The following is a 17,573-nucleotide window of genomic DNA, read 5'->3' on the forward strand; positions in this document are numbered from 1 at the left end:
TCGCAATGACGGAAAAGATTAACCTTCCAGTTCCATAATTTCTCCAGCTAAGGTTTCCCATTTAGCCTGGCTATTATCTAAATCCTGTTTCGCAGCCAGATATCGCTTGTTCGCTTCGGCCAGTTTATCAGCTTTGCTGTAAACATTTTCATCAGCTAATTCTGCCTCAATATTTTTTACCGTTGCTTCCTGTTCTGTAATCGACGTTTCGATTTTCTTCAGCTCATCATTCAGTTTTTTTAACTGATTTGCAGCATTCGGTGTAGTAGGTTTTGGAGCCTCTTTTACTTTCTCAGGCATTTTAACCGGAATCGGTTTAGCAACCGGAATTTCGCGTTTACTGTTCCATTCCTCGTATTCTGCATACGTTCCAGGGTATTGTTTAATCTTTTCGCCTTCAATGAACCAGATTTTATTGGCCACATTATCTAAGAAATACCTATCGTGAGAAACCGCAATAAAAGTTCCCTCAAATTGTTGTAGCGCCTGAATCAAAATATTAACCGATTGAATATCCAGGTGGTTGGTCGGCTCATCCAGAATCAGGAAGTTCGAATCTGTTGTTAAAGATTTTGCCAAAGCCACACGAGATTTTTCTCCTCCGGATAATACCTTGATTTTTTTGAAAACATCATCACCCGTAAACAGGAAACAGCCTAAAATACTACGCAATTCGGTATCCGTATGTTTCGGCGCAAAGGCTTGCAGTTCCTCTAAAATAGCATTGTCGAGGTGTAAAGATTCCAGCTGGTGCTGCGCAAAGAAAGTAGTGGTAACATTATGACCCGTTTCGCAAAAACCCTCAAATTTTTCAGTTCCGGCAATCATCCTCAATAAGGTCGATTTACCCTTACCGTTCGCTCCAATCAATGCAATTTTATCGCCTTTTTCTATCACTGCCTCTGCATCTTCCAAAATATGAACATTTGGGTAATGCTTCGTTGCATGTTCAATACGAACCACATGTCGGCCAGATGGTTTGGTAAACTTAAAGCTGAAATTTACCGTCGGGTTATCGTCATCAACATCATCAATACGCTCCATTTTATCTAAAGCTTTCATCCGCGATTGCGCCATTTTTGCTTTCGATGCTTTCGCTTTAAAACGCTCAATTAAACGCTCTTCCTGTTTAATTTTTGCCTGCTGATTTTTAAATTCACCTTTCTGAATTTCGCCACGTAAGGCCTTTTCTTCTACATAAAAGCTATAATTTCCGGCATAAACCGTTAATTTTCCTTTACGCGATTCAACCGTTCTGTTTACAATTTTATCTAAGAAATACCTATCGTGAGAAACGATGACTATGGCGCCTTCAAAACTCTGTAAATAATTTTCCAGCCATTTAATAGAGGGTAAATCCATGTGGTTGGTCGGCTCATCCAGCAGCAAAATATCAGGCGTTTGCAAAAGAATTTTTGCCAGCATTACCCGCATACGCCAACCTCCAGAAAAAGTATTCAGCGGACGGTGCTGGTCTGCGGTGCTAAAACCTAAACCTGCTAAAATTTCGTTGGCTCTGTATTCGATATTATAACCATCCAGCGCCTCAAATTCCTGCTGTTTATCGCTTAACTTATATAAAACCTCTTCACTGTAATCCGTTTCTATTTTTTTAAGCAATTCCTCAATCTCATCATGCAGTTGGTTTTGGCGCTCAAAAGCCTCCATGGCCACATGCAAAATGCTATGATGCGATTCGTAAGAAAGTAAATCCTGGTTCAAATAGCCAATTTTCAAGTCTTTCGACATCGAAACCGTACCCGAAGTTGGCGCATATTCGCCTACAATTATCTTTAAAAGTGTCGATTTTCCCGTTCCGTTAGCGCCAATTAGGCCAGCTCTATCGCCCGGTTTAATGTGCCAGTTCGCTTCGTCGTATAAGGCTCTTGAGCCAATGAGGAATGTTAAATTATTTATTGAAATCATTTCGGCTGCAAAAGTACGAATTTTAAAAGCTAATTCCTTTCTGAAAGCGAAATAGGCAAATGTTCGGTTTTTTAATATTTGGAAAGCAATGGCAGCAGGTTTTGTTAAAGTTTGTTCCTGCTATTCGCTACAATCTTTTAAAAACTTCTGTCATTCTGAGGAACGAAGAATCTGTTTCATCCATGGCAGGTTCTTCGTTCCTCAGAACAACGGCACATTCAAGGTTGCTGCAATTTTAAAAGTATTTTCGCTGCTATCAGGTTTATACACAAAAAATTGTGCCTTGTAGTGGCGGTTGCAAAACGGCCAGAGTGCAAACTAAAATCCGTCTGCTAAAGCACGGCGGCAATGAGATTTAATAACGATAGCATTACCAACCTGTTTTATCACAACGCACTTCATTGCCGTTGACTTCAGTCAACGGTTAAAAAATTAATACATTTGAATTTAAAGCTAATCACGAATGAACAACGAAAACATTAAAATTTTAAGCACAGAAATCCTTTCAGATAATTGGTATACCTTAAATAAAATTACATTTGAATACACAAAGAAAGATGGTACCGTAGAAACCCAAAATCGCGAAGCTTATGATAGGGGCAACGGTGCAACCATTCTGCTTTACAACAAAGAAAATCAAACCGTAATTCTTACGCGTCAGTTTCGGTTGCCTACTTACCTCAATGGCAATGCAGGCGGTATGTTAATCGAAACCTGTGCCGGCTTGTTAGATAAAGATAATCCTGAAACCGCTATTAAACGTGAGACAGAAGAAGAAACCGGCTATAAAATTAAGGATGTTCAGAAGGTTTTTGAAGCTTATATGTCGCCTGGTTCTGTAACCGAAATCCTTTATTTTTTTACTGCCGAATATTCAAAAGATATGAAAGTGAGCGAAGGTGGCGGTCATCACGAAGAGCAAGAGAACATTGAAGTATTAGAATTGCCCTTTAAAAATGCTTTGGAAATGATTAAAACCGGCGAAATTAAAGATGGCAAAACCATTATGCTTTTGCAATATGCGCAAATCAATGGGTTTGTAAACTTATAATTCAAAATATATCTGCTGCTTTAATTATTCTTCTTATTCAAACGACTAACAATTCGTCGAAAAAATCATAAAATATTTTGATGTTAAATAAAAGTCCTTACATTTGTACTGTAATAAAAAATATTACAGAATGAATAACAGCAGATTTTCGATTTCCTTACATATACTTACCTTGCTTGATGAAGCAAAAGGTACACTGGTGAGTTCTGAATATCTGGCTGGGAGCATTAATATTAATCCTGTGCTGGTTCGTAAAGAAATAATGAATTTGCGGAAGCATGGTTTTGTGGATAGCAAAGAGGGGAAGGGCGGTGGTTCTTTTTTGGCAAAAAACGCATCGAATATTAATTTGGGAGCGGTTTACAAAGCCGTTAACAACAGCAATATTTTAGGGCAAAGTAAAAACGAACCGAACCCAAAATGCCCGATTGGAAAACAAATAAACAAGCATTTGAATACACTTTATAATGATGCTGAAAAAGCTTTAATCGAAAATTTATCGAATCAAACTTTGGCAGATTTTGCCCTAAAATTCAAATAAAAATTTTTTATTCAAAACTGTAATAAAATATATTACAATAATTTAGAATACTCTCATTCAATAATTCACTCATTCAAAATTCAATAATTAAATATTCAACACTTAAAATTAAAAAATATGAAAGTAGCATTAATAGGCGCATCTGGCTTTGTAGGTAAAGCCCTTTTAAACGAGTTGGTAAGTCGTGGTAATGAGGTAATTGCAATTGCCCGCGATACGGATAAAATTGAAAATACAGATGAGAAAGTAAGCAAAGTGGCGGTTGATGTTTTAGATACCGATAAATTGGCAGAAGCTTTAAAGGGTGCTGATGCGGTGATTAGCGCTTTTAACGCAGGTTGGACTAACCCAAATTTATATAACGATACGTTTGCAGGTGCAGAAGCCATTCAAAAAGCGGTTAAAGCATCGGGTGTGAAACGTTATATTTTTATTGGTGGTGCCGGTACTTTGCAAATTGACGGAAACCAACTGGTTGATGGACCACAGTTTCCGAAAGAAATTTATCCGGGGGCATCAGCTGTGAGAGATTACTTCAACAAGTTGAAAGAAGAAAAAGAGCTGGATTGGTTATTTTTTAGTCCTGCAATTGAAATGCACCCAGGTATCACCATCGGCCGTACAGGTAAATATCGTTTGGGTAAAACTTCTCCGGTTTTTAATGAAGAAGGTCGTTCAATTTTATCGGTAGAAGATTTATCTATTGTTCTGGCTGATGAACTGGAAAATAATGCGCACCACCAAGAGCAGTTTACGGCAGCATATTAGTTTGGATGGAAGATGGGAAAGATGGAAGATGGTAAAGGTAAGATGGAAGATGGGATTTATGATGGTAGAGGTAAAGCGGATGATGGCTTTGTAGGAGATATCATGAGGGATACAATTTAGGCGGTGGGTTTTTCCATTATCCATTATCCATCATCCATTTTCCATCATCCATTTTCCATTCTCCATTTTCCATTCTCCATCATCCGTCTTCCATTTACCCTTTCACATTTTCCATCTTCCATTATTTTCCATATTTTATTTATCTTCGTGGCATGTATCGCCTTATTAAACCAATATTTTTCAAATTTGACCCTGAAAACGTACATTATTTCGTTGTGAAACGGTTAAAATGGTTTAATGACAAGTTTCCTTTAGGTAAAACCATTATTCGCAGCAGCTTTGATTTTCACATCAAAGGCTTGGAACGAGAAGTTTTTGGAATAAAATTTCGCAATCCTGTTGGGCTCGCTGCAGGTTTTGATAAAAATGGCGAATACGTGGAATCTTTAAGTAACCTCGGTTTTGGCTTTATCGAAGTTGGAACGGTTACCCCAATGCCACAGCCTGGAAATGATAAGCCCCGCATGTTCCGCTTACCGAACGATGAAGCCCTAATTAACCGAATGGGTTTCAACAATAAAGGTGTTGATGTAATGGCCGAGCGACTGCGTATGCTGAAAGACAAACATCCTGATATTGTTGTGGGTGGAAACATTGGTAAAAACAAAGCCACGCCTAACGAAGATGCCGTAAGCGATTACATCAAATGTTTTGATCGGTTATTTGATGTGGTAGATTATTTCGTGGTGAATGTAAGTTCCCCAAACACACCTGGATTACGTGAGTTACAAGAAAAGGAGCCTTTGAAAAACATCCTGAATACCTTGCAGCAACGTAACCGTAAAAATGATATTTCCCGCCCCATATTATTAAAAATTGCGCCCGATTTAACCGATGCACAGTTAGATGATATTATCGAAATTGTAGCAGAAACAAAAATTGCAGGCATCATCGCAACCAACACAACCATCAGTAGAGAAAATTTGGCTACTGAAAAAATATTGGCTGGTGAAATGGGCGGCTTAAGTGGTAAACCTGTGAAAGAACGTTCTACAGAAGTGATCAAATATCTTTCAGAAAAATCAAATCAAGCTTTCCCGATTATAGGTGTGGGCGGAATCCATTCTGCCAAAGATGCACAGGAAAAATTAGCCGCCGGAGCAAGTCTGGTCCAATTATATACCGGCTTTATTTATGAAGGTCCTGGGTTGATTAAATCGATTTGCAAATCTTTAGTTAAATAGCAAAGCTGAAGATGAATTCTCCAGCTTTCTAAAAATTAGATTTTATCCAGGAATTCTTTCCACTAAAACCTCTTGTCCAGCCTGATCAAAATAAGTACAAATCATCGTATCTAATGATACAAACCACTTTTCTATTCCGGTTTCAGCGCAATGCCTGCAGAATTCTAAATAATTGGTTTCACCGTTTTGGTGCGACTTTAAATAAACCTTGAACTTTTCTGTATTGCAATGGTCTGCGATGATGAGCTCGTCATACTTTGAACTTGATTTCGTACTAAAATCATCCGCTCCAAAATATTTTGTTTGGCCATTTTTAACCCAAACTTCATAAGATTGTACGCCTAATTCCTTAATTTCCTTAATGTATGAGGGAAAATCGGCGCCTGATTTAACCTTGCTGTGCGCAAAGGCAATTTGTTTTACTGTAAACATTGTTTAATAATTAATGATTTTTATACATCATTAAGGAACTGCTATTTTACAATGGGGAAGATTTGGAATTTCTTCATCAATTCGTATGCTGCTATGCTAAAAGAATCTAAACCAAGAAGATGGCGAAAGTACAAAATTTTGCAGATCTTACCTTGCTTCTCCATGGCCTATTTGATCTTTTTTTAGTCGTTTGAAATATCAAAAACAATTAGGAGAAGCGTCGCACTGATATTCATCTGGTACCAATGCTGTTGTTTAATCGTCTGCGCTTTGGAAAGTTGTTGCTCTGCAATTCCGCCATTATATTTTTTTTCTGGCAGCAGGCTCAAACATTGCTACTTTTTGTGAGTATTATTATCTATCCGGGAAGCGATAAAACCAGCTATATCAAAATTGTGGCATTAGTTGAACTGATTTTCCTCATGGACAGCCCATTATATAGCAAAAGGCAAATAACGATTGTTTTTTGCCTTTTGCAACATTTATGAATTTTAAATTTATCGCGTGGTGTAGCCGCCATTCGCAAAAATGGTTTGGCCTGTAATCCACCAGCCATCGGTAACTAAAAATTCTACCAATGGTGCAATATCTTCAATTTTGGTCAATCCACCCAGAGCGGATGCCGATTTATGGTAGGCAACGGCTTCTTCACTTTCCTGACCGTAAAAAAATGGAGTATCCATTGGTCCGGGTGCAACTGCTGTTACAGAAATTCCACGAGCTCCAAATTCTTTAGAAGCCGCTCTGGTAAAGTGTTCTACCGGCGCTTTCGCACCTGCATAGGTAGAATAATAACCCGTAAACGCTGCCAGCAATGAGGTTACAATGGTGCAAATTTTGCCGTTATCGTTTAGGTATTTGCCAGCTTCCTGCAAAAAGAAATAAGCTTGTTTGGCATTTACGTCCATCATGGTGTCGTACTCTTGTTCCGTGGTTTCGCCAAATGGTTTTTTAAGCACCATACCCACGGTGTTAATGGCTACATCTACGCCACCAAATGCTTCTTTTGCTGTTGCAAACAGGTTTGTGATGTTGGTAATGTTGGTTAAATCGGCCTGCACTAAAATGGCTTCGCCACCATTATTTTTAATTTCTGCCAAAGTTTGGTCAGCTTCTGCTTTTGTTTTATCGCTGTTGTAATGAATAACCACTTTAGCACCTTTTGCGGCTACACTTTTACTTAAAAGTCCGCCCAAATTTTTTGCACCACCGGCAATTAACACTACTTTTCCGTTTAAATCGTTTCTCGACATTTTATGAATATTTAAAATTTATGCTGCAAAGGTCAAGAAGTGTATGGTTAATTTCGTGGTGAACTTTTCGGATATTTTTTATGTGCCCTATTTTTTATGCTGCCGACGAAAATCGCCGGCGGTTTGTCCGGCAAATTTTTTAAAAAATTTACCGAAGTTAGAGGGGTCGTAAGTAAGCTTTTTTGCAATTTCAGCAATTGATAAATTTGTATCGGTTAGAAGTGATTTGGCTTTGTTTAAAATTTTGCGGTCGTAGAAATGGCAAGGATGGTGTCCGGTTTCTTGCTGCAAAGTGTCAGAAAGGTGCGAGTGTGAAATGTGTAAAGCTTGTGCAATCTGGTTAAGTTCCAGAAAATCTAATACTTGTCCATTTACCACATCTTCAATATGTTGGTCGAGGAAGGTGAAGTATGCTGCTGTAATTTCTGCACTTCTTTTTATGTTGTTTGGCTTCGTATCGGTCATTAGTTTTTGTGTCTGTTGTGGCTGAAGGGGGTTGTGCTAAAATGCTCGTAATGTTGAATGGCTTCGCGTTTTGGGCGGAAATTCAGATCATGCAGCCTAACCTTCATTAAGATCATTTTAACCAAAAACATGAGTTTAATTTTTATTACCTGTAATATCAAATCACTGTGGGCAGCAGTTTCATTTATCCTTTAGCGCTCATTCTCATCAAAAGCAAAGCCGGCCTGGCAACAGTAAAAACAGAAATAAACATCATCATCAGCACAGGGAAATTATTTTCAGTCTCCTGTATTGAACTTTCAAGTTTCCATCCTCCGAAAATGCGATCGTGAATGTTAAACAGCAATTTTGTATCGTCGTACATACGCAAAGAAATCTTCTTCGACCAAGCCCTGACATGTCCCGAAATAATCAAATTTTTGTTTTCAGGTTGATCTTTTTCATTTGTGATGGTGCAATTGGCGCTAAGTGAATTAAATATGTCATCTGGTATTTCTCCGATAAATTCACTGTCTTTTGTCAGTTTATAAATAACTTTCTCGCTTTCAGTGGTACGAATTAATTGATAGTTGCTGCTTTAAAAAGTTGCCGAAAATGAATAGATCTCTGGGAACATCCAATTCCTCCGCTCAGAAACTTCCGTTTCTGTAAATTCGATGGTGCTTAAAAGCGCCCCTTCAAACGTCTTTAATAGTGCGTGAGGAAAGGGCCTGCGCTTAATCTTGTAGTTATAGTTTTTAATCATTTATTTCTCTGTCAAATTTCACTAACGTTTAAGGGCTTGCAGCAGGCGGCAGTTTTTAACACGAAAGTTTAATAGCCTTTGACTAAAATTGCAGCGTAACGATGTTAGCGATTTCCTTTTATCATTATTTCTGTTTCGAATACAGTATTGCAAAAAATACAAGTAAGAGAATTTCAATCCCAAACCAAAGTAATTGTTTGAGGTAGAAACCATCCATCAACAAACCAATTATTCTGGCGATGATTATTCCTAAAGTTAAAGCCGCTAAAAATGCAAATATACCGGCCTTCAACGAGTCAATCTGATGATTGAAAATGCCAAGTATTCCCAAACCGATCAAAATCCCCCACATCACTCTTTTTTCAATCATTTGATAAGCAGTAATTGATTCGGGGATGTAACTTACAAGCTGAGGTTTGATTGTAAAAACAAAACCAGTAACAAGCAAAAGTACTCCTGCAATTTTTAACAATACATTCATTCAGTTTAATATTTTATATTTCCTTTTATCACCAGATGATCTGCTCCAAAGCTTTTCGGTTTTATTGTTTAGTCGCATTTTACCACAAGCCTTGCAGTATTCGCCCCAAATTGCAAACCGAAATTCCTCACCGAAGGTTACCAGGCCAAGTCTTTAATTTACAAATAAAGTGGTATTTGGTTAAACTTCTTCTGCAACTTATTTTTAGTTTCAACACTTAGCTCGTTGTTTTCTAAATGAATATCAACTAATGATTTCATATTATAAAATGACATTGGTAAAGTGGTAAGTTTATTGTAGTTCATGGCAAAGCCGTGCAAATTTTTCAAATTGCCAAAATCTCCTGGCAATGTTTTTACTTTATTTTTGCTAAGGCCCAGATAGGTCAGGTTTGTTAATCCGGTTAAACTATTGGGTAAAACAGCAATAAAATTCTCATCAAAATAAAGCCAGGTTAATTTTTTCAGGTTGCCAAGGCTTGAGGGAAGTGTAGAAAGCTTATTGTAAGAAAAATTCAGATTTACTAAACCTGTACAATTTCCGATGCTTTCTGGTAAGGCGTTCAGTTCGTTGCTATAAATTTCCAGATGGTATAGGTTTTTCAAATTCCCAATCGAATTTGGAAGTTGTTTGAGCTTATTATTGGTACATTGAAACACAACAAGGTTACTGAGGTTTCCGATGTCGTTCGGAAGATCAGCAAGCTTATTCATTCCTACATTAAGGTGGGTTAAATTTTTCAGTTTTAAAAACGATAATGGAATGGAAGATAATTCGTTCGACTGCAGATCTAACGCGATTAAGCTGTCCGTATCTGATAACCAATCAGGAATATTTTTAATGTTATTAAATGATAAATCCAGAGATTTTAGGTTAGTTAAAGTTTTAATTTCTTCGGGAATGCTGGTTAATGATTGAGAAGACAAATCTAAAACACGAACATCTTTCGGAGATTTTATCGCTTCGGCGATGTTTTTGTAAACTGTGAAACCGTTTAGGTTTTTTGGCGCAACAGACATCGTAACCGACTGGTCGGAATTAGAAAATGCGGCCTGATCATCTACTACAGCAAATCCAATATCAGCTGTTTTGGCTTCCTTTTTTTTATTTCTAGATTGCCCCAAACAACCTTGAAAAAACGTTAGTATGGTAAAAAATACAATAACTGTTTTCATTTTTTTTATTTGGTTAAAGGTTCCTATGATGATATTGAATGAGCAGAGATTGGCGTAGTGGCGAATTTTTCTTCAAATATGTGTCTACTTAGCACTGAACTGCCACTTTGCCAAACCCGAGCTTAAGGCTTTTTCCTTTCTAATGTCAGTAAACCTTGATGCCATATTTCAAAAGTTTTTTCGGCAAGTGGTCGTCAAGATTTGAAATGTCGCTTTCGTCCAGTTCAATTAATTTTAAGTCGTACTTCTTATAAATTTCCAACTTTATTTTTTTTCGTTCAAGATATTTTGGGTCGTTTTCCATACCCCAAAACTCAATATAAACCTTTCCGTTCGGCAAATAAAAGTCCGTGTACAATTCTTCGTCAATAGGAACTTTCTTTTCATATGCGTGAACTAAGCCATAGTCATAGAGTGTGTTGTCAATTATAACTTCTGCTTTTGAACGCACAAAATGTCCGTCTTTCGTCCTGTGTTTTGCTTCAAATTTTTCTCTAAAATTATTTGATGTTGCCAAAGGTGTTTGTGTTTGCTGTTGTGGTGTAGTAGAAACTTGCTTCGGTGCTTCTTTTTCTGTTGCGGTAATATTGAAAACTCCTACTAAACTTTTGTTTTGAAGAATATTGTCAGGCCACAAAACGTAAGAACCTCCTGAAGTTTCGTGTTCAAATTGTCTGCCTCCTACAGTTTTACCAAGTTTAGTTATTTTCCAACCAGCAACGTCTTTTTCTATCCAACCAAATTCCGATAATATCAAATTCAATCGTTGTGAAGAAATGTCGAAATGCTTACCAATTGCTGTCGCGTTAAGAAGTTTTGGTTTATCTGTTTGCTCTACACCGTAAAGTGATATGTTTTCAGGCCAAACAACAAACTCTCCAAAGTTCGGGTTGTTTCTTGTTTGTCCGCCTTTTTGCTTTCCAAATTCTGTTAAAACCCACTTGTCATTTTTTCTTTCAATCCAACCAAGTGTTTTCAGTTTGTCAAACAGGTCGGCTGATTTAATGTCGAGTTCGTTTGCAAGCGCTGACGTTGAAATGTATTCCATATATTTTTTTGTTGTTGTGCTTTTTTTAAAGTTGCCGCTAACGTTTCGGGGCTTTACGGTAATGCGGTAATTTTGGACGTGGTTAGGCCGGAGGTAACCGATCCAAAGCGAGCTTAGCATGTCTGAACCCTTGTTATGCGTATTATGTTTTTAGATGATTTATTTAAGTAAGGATATGATTTCTTGATAATTAGCTTTTTTTGCAATTTGAATTGGTGTTTTTCCGTAATTCACATTATCTCCGCAGTCAAAAGTTTCAGGTTTATTTTTGTTTACATTTTTGCTTAATAGATATTTTACCATCTGAAAATTATTTTGTTTTACTGCGATAATTAATGCTGTTTCTCCATCACAATTGTTGTTGTTAAGTTCTTCATTTGTGAGGTTTAGTTTATTAAGTACTTCATAGTCAGATTTGATTACGGCTTGTTCAAAAAGCCAAATTTTCCCCCTCACATCACCTTTTTCCTGATTTGCACCATTTAGCAATAAAAATTTTGCACCATCGTAAAACTTATGAAAACCTGCAGTATTGAAAGCTTTATTGTTTTTAATATCACAACCTTTTTCTATCAGGTACTTCAATATTTCCAATCTACCATACTCAGATGCAACAATGGTTAATGGATTTTCCTTATTGTTGATTTTTGCTCCACCTTCTACAAATAGTTTGGTTAGATATAAATTCTCTGATGACCAAATTAATGCTTGCAGCGGTGGTATCTTATTTTTAGGTTCATAGTTTGCAGGAAATACAGTTTCCAACATTTGCCTTACTTTTATACTATCATTATCAAAAATAGCTTTGTAGAACTCACCTATAATTTCATCTGTGGGTTTTGGGATTTTTATAGTGTCCTGTATATTTTGTGTTTGGGCTAGTTCTTGCTTTTCGGCTATCTTATTTGATACTTGAGTCGCCTCTTGTGCTTTGTTTTGACAAGACAGTAAAGCTAGAGAAGCTATTAAAATTGTAAATGTTTTTTTCATCTGTTATTCTGCAGTTTCATTTTTTACTGGTGTTGGTTAGCATATCGCAAAACCCTTGTTAGCGATAGGCTTCGTTGGTCAGAACTCTTGCCAATTTTGAAATTCTTTGTTTATTGTCAATGTACCTTTTGTTTGTTTAACCACAGTTGATGGAAACAAATCTTGTAAACTGTCATTCCATCCTCCCAATGTTTTCTTTGCATAAGCTCTTTGTGCAGTCAGTTTAAGAATTGGTTTCATTAATTCTGAAATGTTATTCACTGTCTCAAGCACCGTTTTTTCTCCAAGTTCGTAAAAATAGTCTTGTCTAAAACTTATAAAAAAACCACTACCAAACAAAAGTTTGTCACCGTAAGGCCTGTCAAACATCAGAGTGATTTTTGGGGTTTCATTAGCTTTATTACAAGTTGTCAAATTAGGGAAATAGCAAGATAAAAATGTGAATTTGAAATTATCCTTGTCTTTACTGTTTTCATAGTTACTTATGAGATTTTGAAAAACTTCTTGTTTCCAAGAAAGTCGTCCCAATTTTATTTCTCCCTTGTCAAATTGTTGTCCCGATACACTATGAACCCCTTTTATCGGTGTTATCAATGGCGTCAGAACTTCTACTATTTGAAGCAAAAGTTTGTCAGTTGACAAAAGGTCAACTAAGGTTAATGAGGAAATAAGAATAAAATTCTGATGTTGTGTATTATAGTTCATTGGTCAATTTCGGTCTGTGTGCAAGCTTGCCGCTAACGTTTCGGGGCTTTGCGATGGTGGGGCAATCGAAGCACAACTTGTCCCGATTTTACATCGGGAAATCTTCAATTTTGCACAAAAGTTGAACCGAAGAATCCCGTATATACGGGATTGAACTTTGCAGATCTTGTCCCGACCCTTCGGGATTCGCCCCACTAATGCAAAACCCTTGTTAGCGGTTCGTTCTTTTTCCATTTTGATTTTTATGGTAAGTAAGCTTTACTAAATTTTCCTTTCAATGAGTTCTGGCATACCTCAATAAGACTTTGATTTATTACTGGTTTTCCAAAGCTACTAATGTTAGAAGCAGTGTCGATACAATGATTTAAAAAATCGCTTGTAAGTGCAATGTCCCAATTTGCACAAGCAATAGCTAAATATTTTCTGCTGTCGACAAGTCCATATTCGTGTCCAATTCGGTCTTTATGTTTATTGATGTCTTTGCAAAACGATAGTATTTTTTTCACTTCATTTTCGTTAGGTTTCATTTGGTCAATTGCAAGAGCCAACAGTGCTCCGTGAATTACAGAAACACTTCCAAATTCTAATAATTCTAAAACAGGACTTCCGTCATTTATTGATTTTCGTTTTAGTTGCACATATGTTGTTCCTGCCACAATAGTTATCATATCGTGTGGTATATTAGTCCGCACAATTTGTTCGATTTCACCAAATGCTTCTTTGAAGTCAATACTTCCCAAAGCTTTTATCATTTCACATTGGGTTTCCCAAGTCCGTTTATCTAACCTTTCGATTAGATATTTTTCATAAAGTTCCTCTCCAAATTCTACAAGTTTCAATTTTCCAATTTCTTTTGCTCCACGTCTTCTGTCAGCAGATTTTTTTGAATTTAATTTTTCACGTATTTCTTCTGTTGTCATAGGTTAAATTTCTTTTCGTTGTGTCGGTCTTATAGAATGATCGCTAACGTTTCGGGGCTTTGCGATGGTGGGGCAATCGAAGCACAAATCTTCAATTTTGCACAAAAGTTGAATCGAAGAACTACCGTATATACGGGATTGAACTTTGCAGATCTTGTCCCGACCCTTCGGGATTCGCCCCATTATTGCAAAACCCTTGTTAGCAGAGGTTATTTTTTATGCGTCTTATAGTGATTATATAAATTGGTCAATGTATTTACAAAAGTTCGCCTTTGTTCTTCGTTTAGAAATGTTGATTTTTCAAGATTAAGAAGTTTCTCTGTATCATAAGCATCGTTATAAATCCGTTGATGCTCTTCCCAAACTCCAGCTTCTTGTAAAAATAAATTTCGAACATATACATTCATTTTTTCTTCGTTCATTAACTCAATATTACTATTGCTGTTCATACCGAATAAAAATTTGTATAAATCGGGTTCTTTAACCAAATCTAATTGATTGTCCCAAATATGGTTAAGTAAATTGTTGGAAACAAAAGTTCTGATTTCGTGAATATCAAAACTTAATCCTTTGGCATAAATTTCTTCTGGCAACTGCAAAAAGTGATTGTCAAAAAGCCATTTCACAATGAGCAAGTAAGCTTGCTTTACAGTATTATGTTCATTATTTTCTTTAAAATCGTAAAAAGATATAATTTCCACTTCTTCTTTTACACCTAAATAAATGCTTTTTACTTTTTCTGAGTTTGGTGTCATCCAAACTTTTATTTCAACAATTTCATTGATTGATTTACTAAAAAAAGTGTGGTTGTCGGTTTGATTAATTTCTATGTTAAAATACTTACAGCATTCGTCATAAATACTATTGGGATTGATATGATTTCCCCAAAATCCATTAGGCTTGTCAGTATTTCCTTTCTTATTTCGTTCAAAAACCGCAACACTTTTTAGATAACAATCAAATGTGTAATTGTCATTTTTTGAGCTTTTAGGTGGGTAGAATTTGTCATTAGTTATGTCGAAATAAAAATAATATGACAATTCATTCAGCTTATCGTCAATTGATTTAGAGCCTTGGTTTGCATTGATTGTCTTCGGCGGATTTTTGAGTTCGCTTTTTCCAAACCATTGAAGTAGTTCTTTGTCGGTACTTTTTAAGCCTATTAAATTGATTATATCTGTTATTGTCATCATTCGGTGTTGGTTTTTATAATCTCTGCTAACGTTTCGGGGCTTTGCGATGGTGGGGCAATCGAAGCACAACTTGTCCCGATTTTACATCGGGAAATCTTCAATTTTGCACAAAAGTTGAACCGAAGAATCCCGTATATACGGGATTGAACTTTGCAGATCTTGTCTCGACCCTTCGGGATTCGCCCCACTATTGCAAAACCTTTGTTGGCGGTAGGTTTTATTTCAATCGTTCTATCAATTCTTCGATATTTCCTTTCCATTTTGGGTAAAGTTCTTCATTGTCTGTCCAAAGTTCATTTAGTTCAGAGCTGTCACTAATAACTTTTTCTAATGCTTTTACAGCATTGGGCTTTAAGTCCGTTAAGTCTAAATGTTTGTTTTTTTCTACAAATTGGAAGAAATTTTCGTCCTCTGCGTCCACTCTTGGTTTTGTTCCGTTAAGAATGCTGTCAATATATGATGCTGAAACTGTAACTGCGTGACAGTCATCATATTCTAAATATTCAGCATTAATAGCAGTCTCAAAAGCGTCTTTGAAAATTTCTTTCGGATTATCAGAGTTGTCAATTTCATCAACATAATCATATGCTGTGTCGTCGTCAAATATTCCGTGTCCCCAAGCTCCCATAAATTTGTGTTTTTTAAGTTAATATTTATTGTTTCGTCTTTTGTCAGATTGCGGTCGGTATAAACTTACCGCTAACGTTTCGGGGCTTTGCGATGGTGGGGCAATCGAAGCACAAATCTTCAATTTTGCACAAAAGCTCAACCGAAGAACTACCGTTGAACTTTGCAGTTTCGCCCCACTATTGCAAAACCCTTGTTGTGTGCAGTTTTTTATAGAGGTTTTATCTCAATTCCTTTTGATTTAAGTTCTTCGATAACTTTACTGTCGGTTTCAAATAAAGTCATTTTCTTTAAGTTAGGAAAGTGTTTAATGTCTTCAAAGGATTGAATGTTAAATACATCGTCTTCTCCGTCCCATTGTGGTGTAACATTCATATAAATTTCATTTCCGCCATCTTGGTAAATTTCAGTTACTTGTTCCGCGAATTTTTTGTCAATTTCTAACTCTTTGAAATATTCGACAACTTCTGGGATTGGTTCATAACCACCTTCTGTAGCGCTAAATCCCTTAATTTTTGTTATTTCTGCAAATTCATAAACATCGAATTTTGGTTTTAAAAGCTCTTTATTATACATCAGCTCTTCGATAATTGCAAGTTTGAAGTTGAAATCCTTAAATTCGATTTTTTCTCCCGATATTTTTTTGAGTTTATAATCCTCTTTTTGAGTTAACTCTTCTTCCTCTTCTTGTATGTCAATTGAAATTGAGCGAATTAATTTCGGTTCTTCTTTTGTCAATCTGACTTGAATTTCTGAATTTCCAATTTTATACTCTTTAAAAAGATAATCATTTTGCGATACTTTTACGAAGTTCTTGTAATCGGTTCCTTCAATTTTTAAACTGCCTAAAAACGGTTGTTGTGGAAAAAATTGATTTTGACCAAGTTGTATAAGTTGAATATCTACTTCAAAAATATTTTCTTTGTCTTTTGAAAATCCTCTTATTCCCTTGTCCTGCCAAATATAAAGAACATTGGTTTCGGTTTTAACCTCTTCTGGTTCTCCAAAAATTTCGTTTAAAATTGAAATTTTTACTGGCAATTGGTTATTTCGTCCGTTTAAAACAATTCCGTTTTTAGTAAAGTCAATTTCGATAAGTTTTTGGTTTTCTATTTTACTTCCAAATAGTTTGTCGAATATTCCCATTTTTTCTTTGTTTGTGTCTTTGGTTAGTGGCTCTGTAAAATTGCACACAACGTTTCGGGGCTTTGCGATGGTGGGGCAATCGAAGCACAAATCTTCAATTTTGTACAAAAGTTGAACCGAAGAACTACCGTTGAACTTTGCAGTTTCGCCCCACTATTGCAAAACCCTTGTTAGCCGTTCGGTTTTTTTCCTCTTTTAAAATGTTTCTCTGTAAGCTTTAAATTCATTAAAAACTTTTTCACTATTTAGTTTTTTCATCCAATTTAATTCAAGTTCTTTATTTTCAAAGTCAGAAATACCAAATGCAAGAACAAAGTCATTATTAAATTCTTTGAAGACTTCTTCGCTTTTTAAATTGGAGAGTACTGAAACAAATATTTCGTAAATCTTATATTTATGTTTTACAAAGTCTTCTGTTGTTTTTCCATATTCCGCTCCAAATAGTGTTTCGCTTATTTGATTAAGGTCATTTGATAGCGTATCGTCATCTAACCATTCTCCAAAATACCATTTGTAATAGTCAGCTTCGCTTTCGTCATTTTCAGAAGTTTGTTCTTCATAATTTTTGTATGTGTCAAAACTAAAAACTGAGCTTCCTGCATCTTCGTCAGAATAAAGACAAAATGCTCTCAAATTTTTTTCTCCATATTTTTTGACTAATTTTTGAATTATTTTTTTTGTCGCTTGAGATAGTGATTGTTCAAAAAAAGTATAATCAAAGTTATTTTTCATATTTGTCAAAGTTTGTTTTCAGCGTGTTGGTTGGATAAACTGACGGCTAACATCTAAATTTACGCATTGCG

Annotated in this window: 19 protein-coding genes; 4 read left to right on the forward strand and 15 right to left on the reverse strand. The window is 36.1% G+C overall.

The annotated features are described in order from the left end of the window. Positions 1-18 precede the first annotated feature (18 nt). Entirely contained in the window at positions 19-1,926 is a 1,908-nt protein-coding gene (locus R2Q70_RS08070) for an ABC-F family ATP-binding cassette domain-containing protein (protein ID WP_316807105.1), read from the reverse strand. 463 nt (positions 1,927-2,389) lie between these two features. Here R2Q70_RS08070 and nudK point away from each other — a divergent pair, with 463 nt between their 5' ends. The 4 genes from nudK to R2Q70_RS08090 all read left to right on the forward strand — a co-directional run bounded on the left by nudK (position 2,390) and on the right by R2Q70_RS08090 (position 5,590). Then, positions 2,390-2,977 (forward strand): GDP-mannose pyrophosphatase NudK, encoded by a 588-nt coding sequence (gene nudK, locus R2Q70_RS08075; RefSeq protein ID WP_316807106.1) that lies wholly within the window; start codon positions 2,390-2,392, stop codon positions 2,975-2,977. A gap of 130 nt (positions 2,978-3,107) precedes the next feature. Beyond that, entirely contained in the window at positions 3,108-3,518 is a 411-nt protein-coding gene (locus tag R2Q70_RS08080; RefSeq protein ID WP_316807107.1) for an Rrf2 family transcriptional regulator, read from the forward strand. A gap of 117 nt (positions 3,519-3,635) precedes the next feature. Beyond that, the gene (locus tag R2Q70_RS08085) at positions 3,636-4,286 is read left to right on the forward strand and encodes an NAD(P)-dependent oxidoreductase (protein WP_316807108.1); all 651 of its coding nucleotides are present in this window, start codon (positions 3,636-3,638) and stop codon (positions 4,284-4,286) included. A 272-nt stretch (positions 4,287-4,558) separates the two neighbouring features. Next, positions 4,559-5,590, forward strand: a complete 1,032-nt coding sequence (locus R2Q70_RS08090) for a quinone-dependent dihydroorotate dehydrogenase (RefSeq protein ID WP_316807109.1) — start codon at positions 4,559-4,561, stop codon at positions 5,588-5,590. Between the two features lie 42 nt (positions 5,591-5,632). Here R2Q70_RS08090 and R2Q70_RS08095 read toward each other — a convergent pair whose 3' ends face one another. The 14 genes from R2Q70_RS08095 to R2Q70_RS08160 all read right to left on the reverse strand — a co-directional run bounded on the left by R2Q70_RS08095 (position 5,633) and on the right by R2Q70_RS08160 (position 17,502). Then, the gene (locus tag R2Q70_RS08095) at positions 5,633-6,022 is read right to left on the reverse strand and encodes a DUF1398 domain-containing protein (RefSeq protein ID WP_316807110.1); all 390 of its coding nucleotides are present in this window, start codon (positions 6,020-6,022) and stop codon (positions 5,633-5,635) included. A 497-nt stretch (positions 6,023-6,519) separates the two neighbouring features. Continuing rightward, complete coding sequence (locus tag R2Q70_RS08100) at positions 6,520-7,275, reverse strand: SDR family oxidoreductase (protein ID WP_316807111.1); 756 nt, start codon at positions 7,273-7,275, stop codon at positions 6,520-6,522. An 87-nt stretch (positions 7,276-7,362) separates the two neighbouring features. Next, entirely contained in the window at positions 7,363-7,740 is a 378-nt protein-coding gene (locus R2Q70_RS08105; protein WP_316807112.1) for an AraC family transcriptional regulator, read from the reverse strand. Between the two features lie 184 nt (positions 7,741-7,924). Next, on the reverse strand, positions 7,925-8,104 hold the full coding sequence (locus tag R2Q70_RS08110) for a hypothetical protein (protein ID WP_316807113.1): 180 nt from the start codon (positions 8,102-8,104) through the stop codon (positions 7,925-7,927). A 505-nt stretch (positions 8,105-8,609) separates the two neighbouring features. After that, positions 8,610-8,957 carry a hypothetical protein gene (locus tag R2Q70_RS08115; RefSeq protein ID WP_316807114.1) on the reverse strand — a complete coding sequence of 116 codons (348 nt, stop codon included), beginning with the start codon at positions 8,955-8,957 and terminating at the stop codon, positions 8,610-8,612. 167 nt (positions 8,958-9,124) lie between these two features. Next, positions 9,125-10,141 (reverse strand): leucine-rich repeat domain-containing protein, encoded by a 1,017-nt coding sequence (locus R2Q70_RS08120; protein ID WP_316807115.1) that lies wholly within the window; start codon positions 10,139-10,141, stop codon positions 9,125-9,127. A 145-nt stretch (positions 10,142-10,286) separates the two neighbouring features. Continuing rightward, positions 10,287-11,189, reverse strand: coding sequence for a hypothetical protein (locus R2Q70_RS08125; RefSeq protein WP_316807116.1), 903 nt, complete (start codon positions 11,187-11,189; stop codon positions 10,287-10,289). 159 nt (positions 11,190-11,348) lie between these two features. After that, the gene (locus tag R2Q70_RS08130) at positions 11,349-12,179 is read right to left on the reverse strand and encodes an ankyrin repeat domain-containing protein (protein WP_316807117.1); all 831 of its coding nucleotides are present in this window, start codon (positions 12,177-12,179) and stop codon (positions 11,349-11,351) included. Positions 12,180-12,257: 78 nt separating this feature from the next. Continuing rightward, on the reverse strand, positions 12,258-12,884 hold the full coding sequence (locus R2Q70_RS08135) for a hypothetical protein (protein ID WP_316807118.1): 627 nt from the start codon (positions 12,882-12,884) through the stop codon (positions 12,258-12,260). A gap of 242 nt (positions 12,885-13,126) precedes the next feature. Continuing rightward, the gene (locus R2Q70_RS08140) at positions 13,127-13,804 is read right to left on the reverse strand and encodes a hypothetical protein (protein WP_316807119.1); all 678 of its coding nucleotides are present in this window, start codon (positions 13,802-13,804) and stop codon (positions 13,127-13,129) included. A gap of 209 nt (positions 13,805-14,013) precedes the next feature. Next, on the reverse strand, positions 14,014-14,997 hold the full coding sequence (locus tag R2Q70_RS08145; protein WP_316807120.1) for a hypothetical protein: 984 nt from the start codon (positions 14,995-14,997) through the stop codon (positions 14,014-14,016). Positions 14,998-15,214: 217 nt separating this feature from the next. Continuing rightward, complete coding sequence (locus R2Q70_RS08150) at positions 15,215-15,625, reverse strand: DUF4259 domain-containing protein (protein WP_316807121.1); 411 nt, start codon at positions 15,623-15,625, stop codon at positions 15,215-15,217. A gap of 209 nt (positions 15,626-15,834) precedes the next feature. Then, positions 15,835-16,770, reverse strand: a complete 936-nt coding sequence (locus tag R2Q70_RS08155) for a DUF6892 domain-containing protein (protein ID WP_316807122.1) — start codon at positions 16,768-16,770, stop codon at positions 15,835-15,837. A 195-nt stretch (positions 16,771-16,965) separates the two neighbouring features. After that, positions 16,966-17,502: a DUF4303 domain-containing protein gene (locus R2Q70_RS08160; protein ID WP_316807123.1), complete on the reverse strand. Its 537-nt coding sequence runs from the start codon at positions 17,500-17,502 to the stop codon at positions 16,966-16,968. Between the last annotated feature and the right edge of the window lie 71 nt (positions 17,503-17,573).

The sequence above is a fragment of the Pedobacter agri genome, from assembly GCF_032678665.1.
GTDB lineage: Bacteria > Bacteroidota > Bacteroidia > Sphingobacteriales > Sphingobacteriaceae > Pedobacter > Pedobacter agri_A.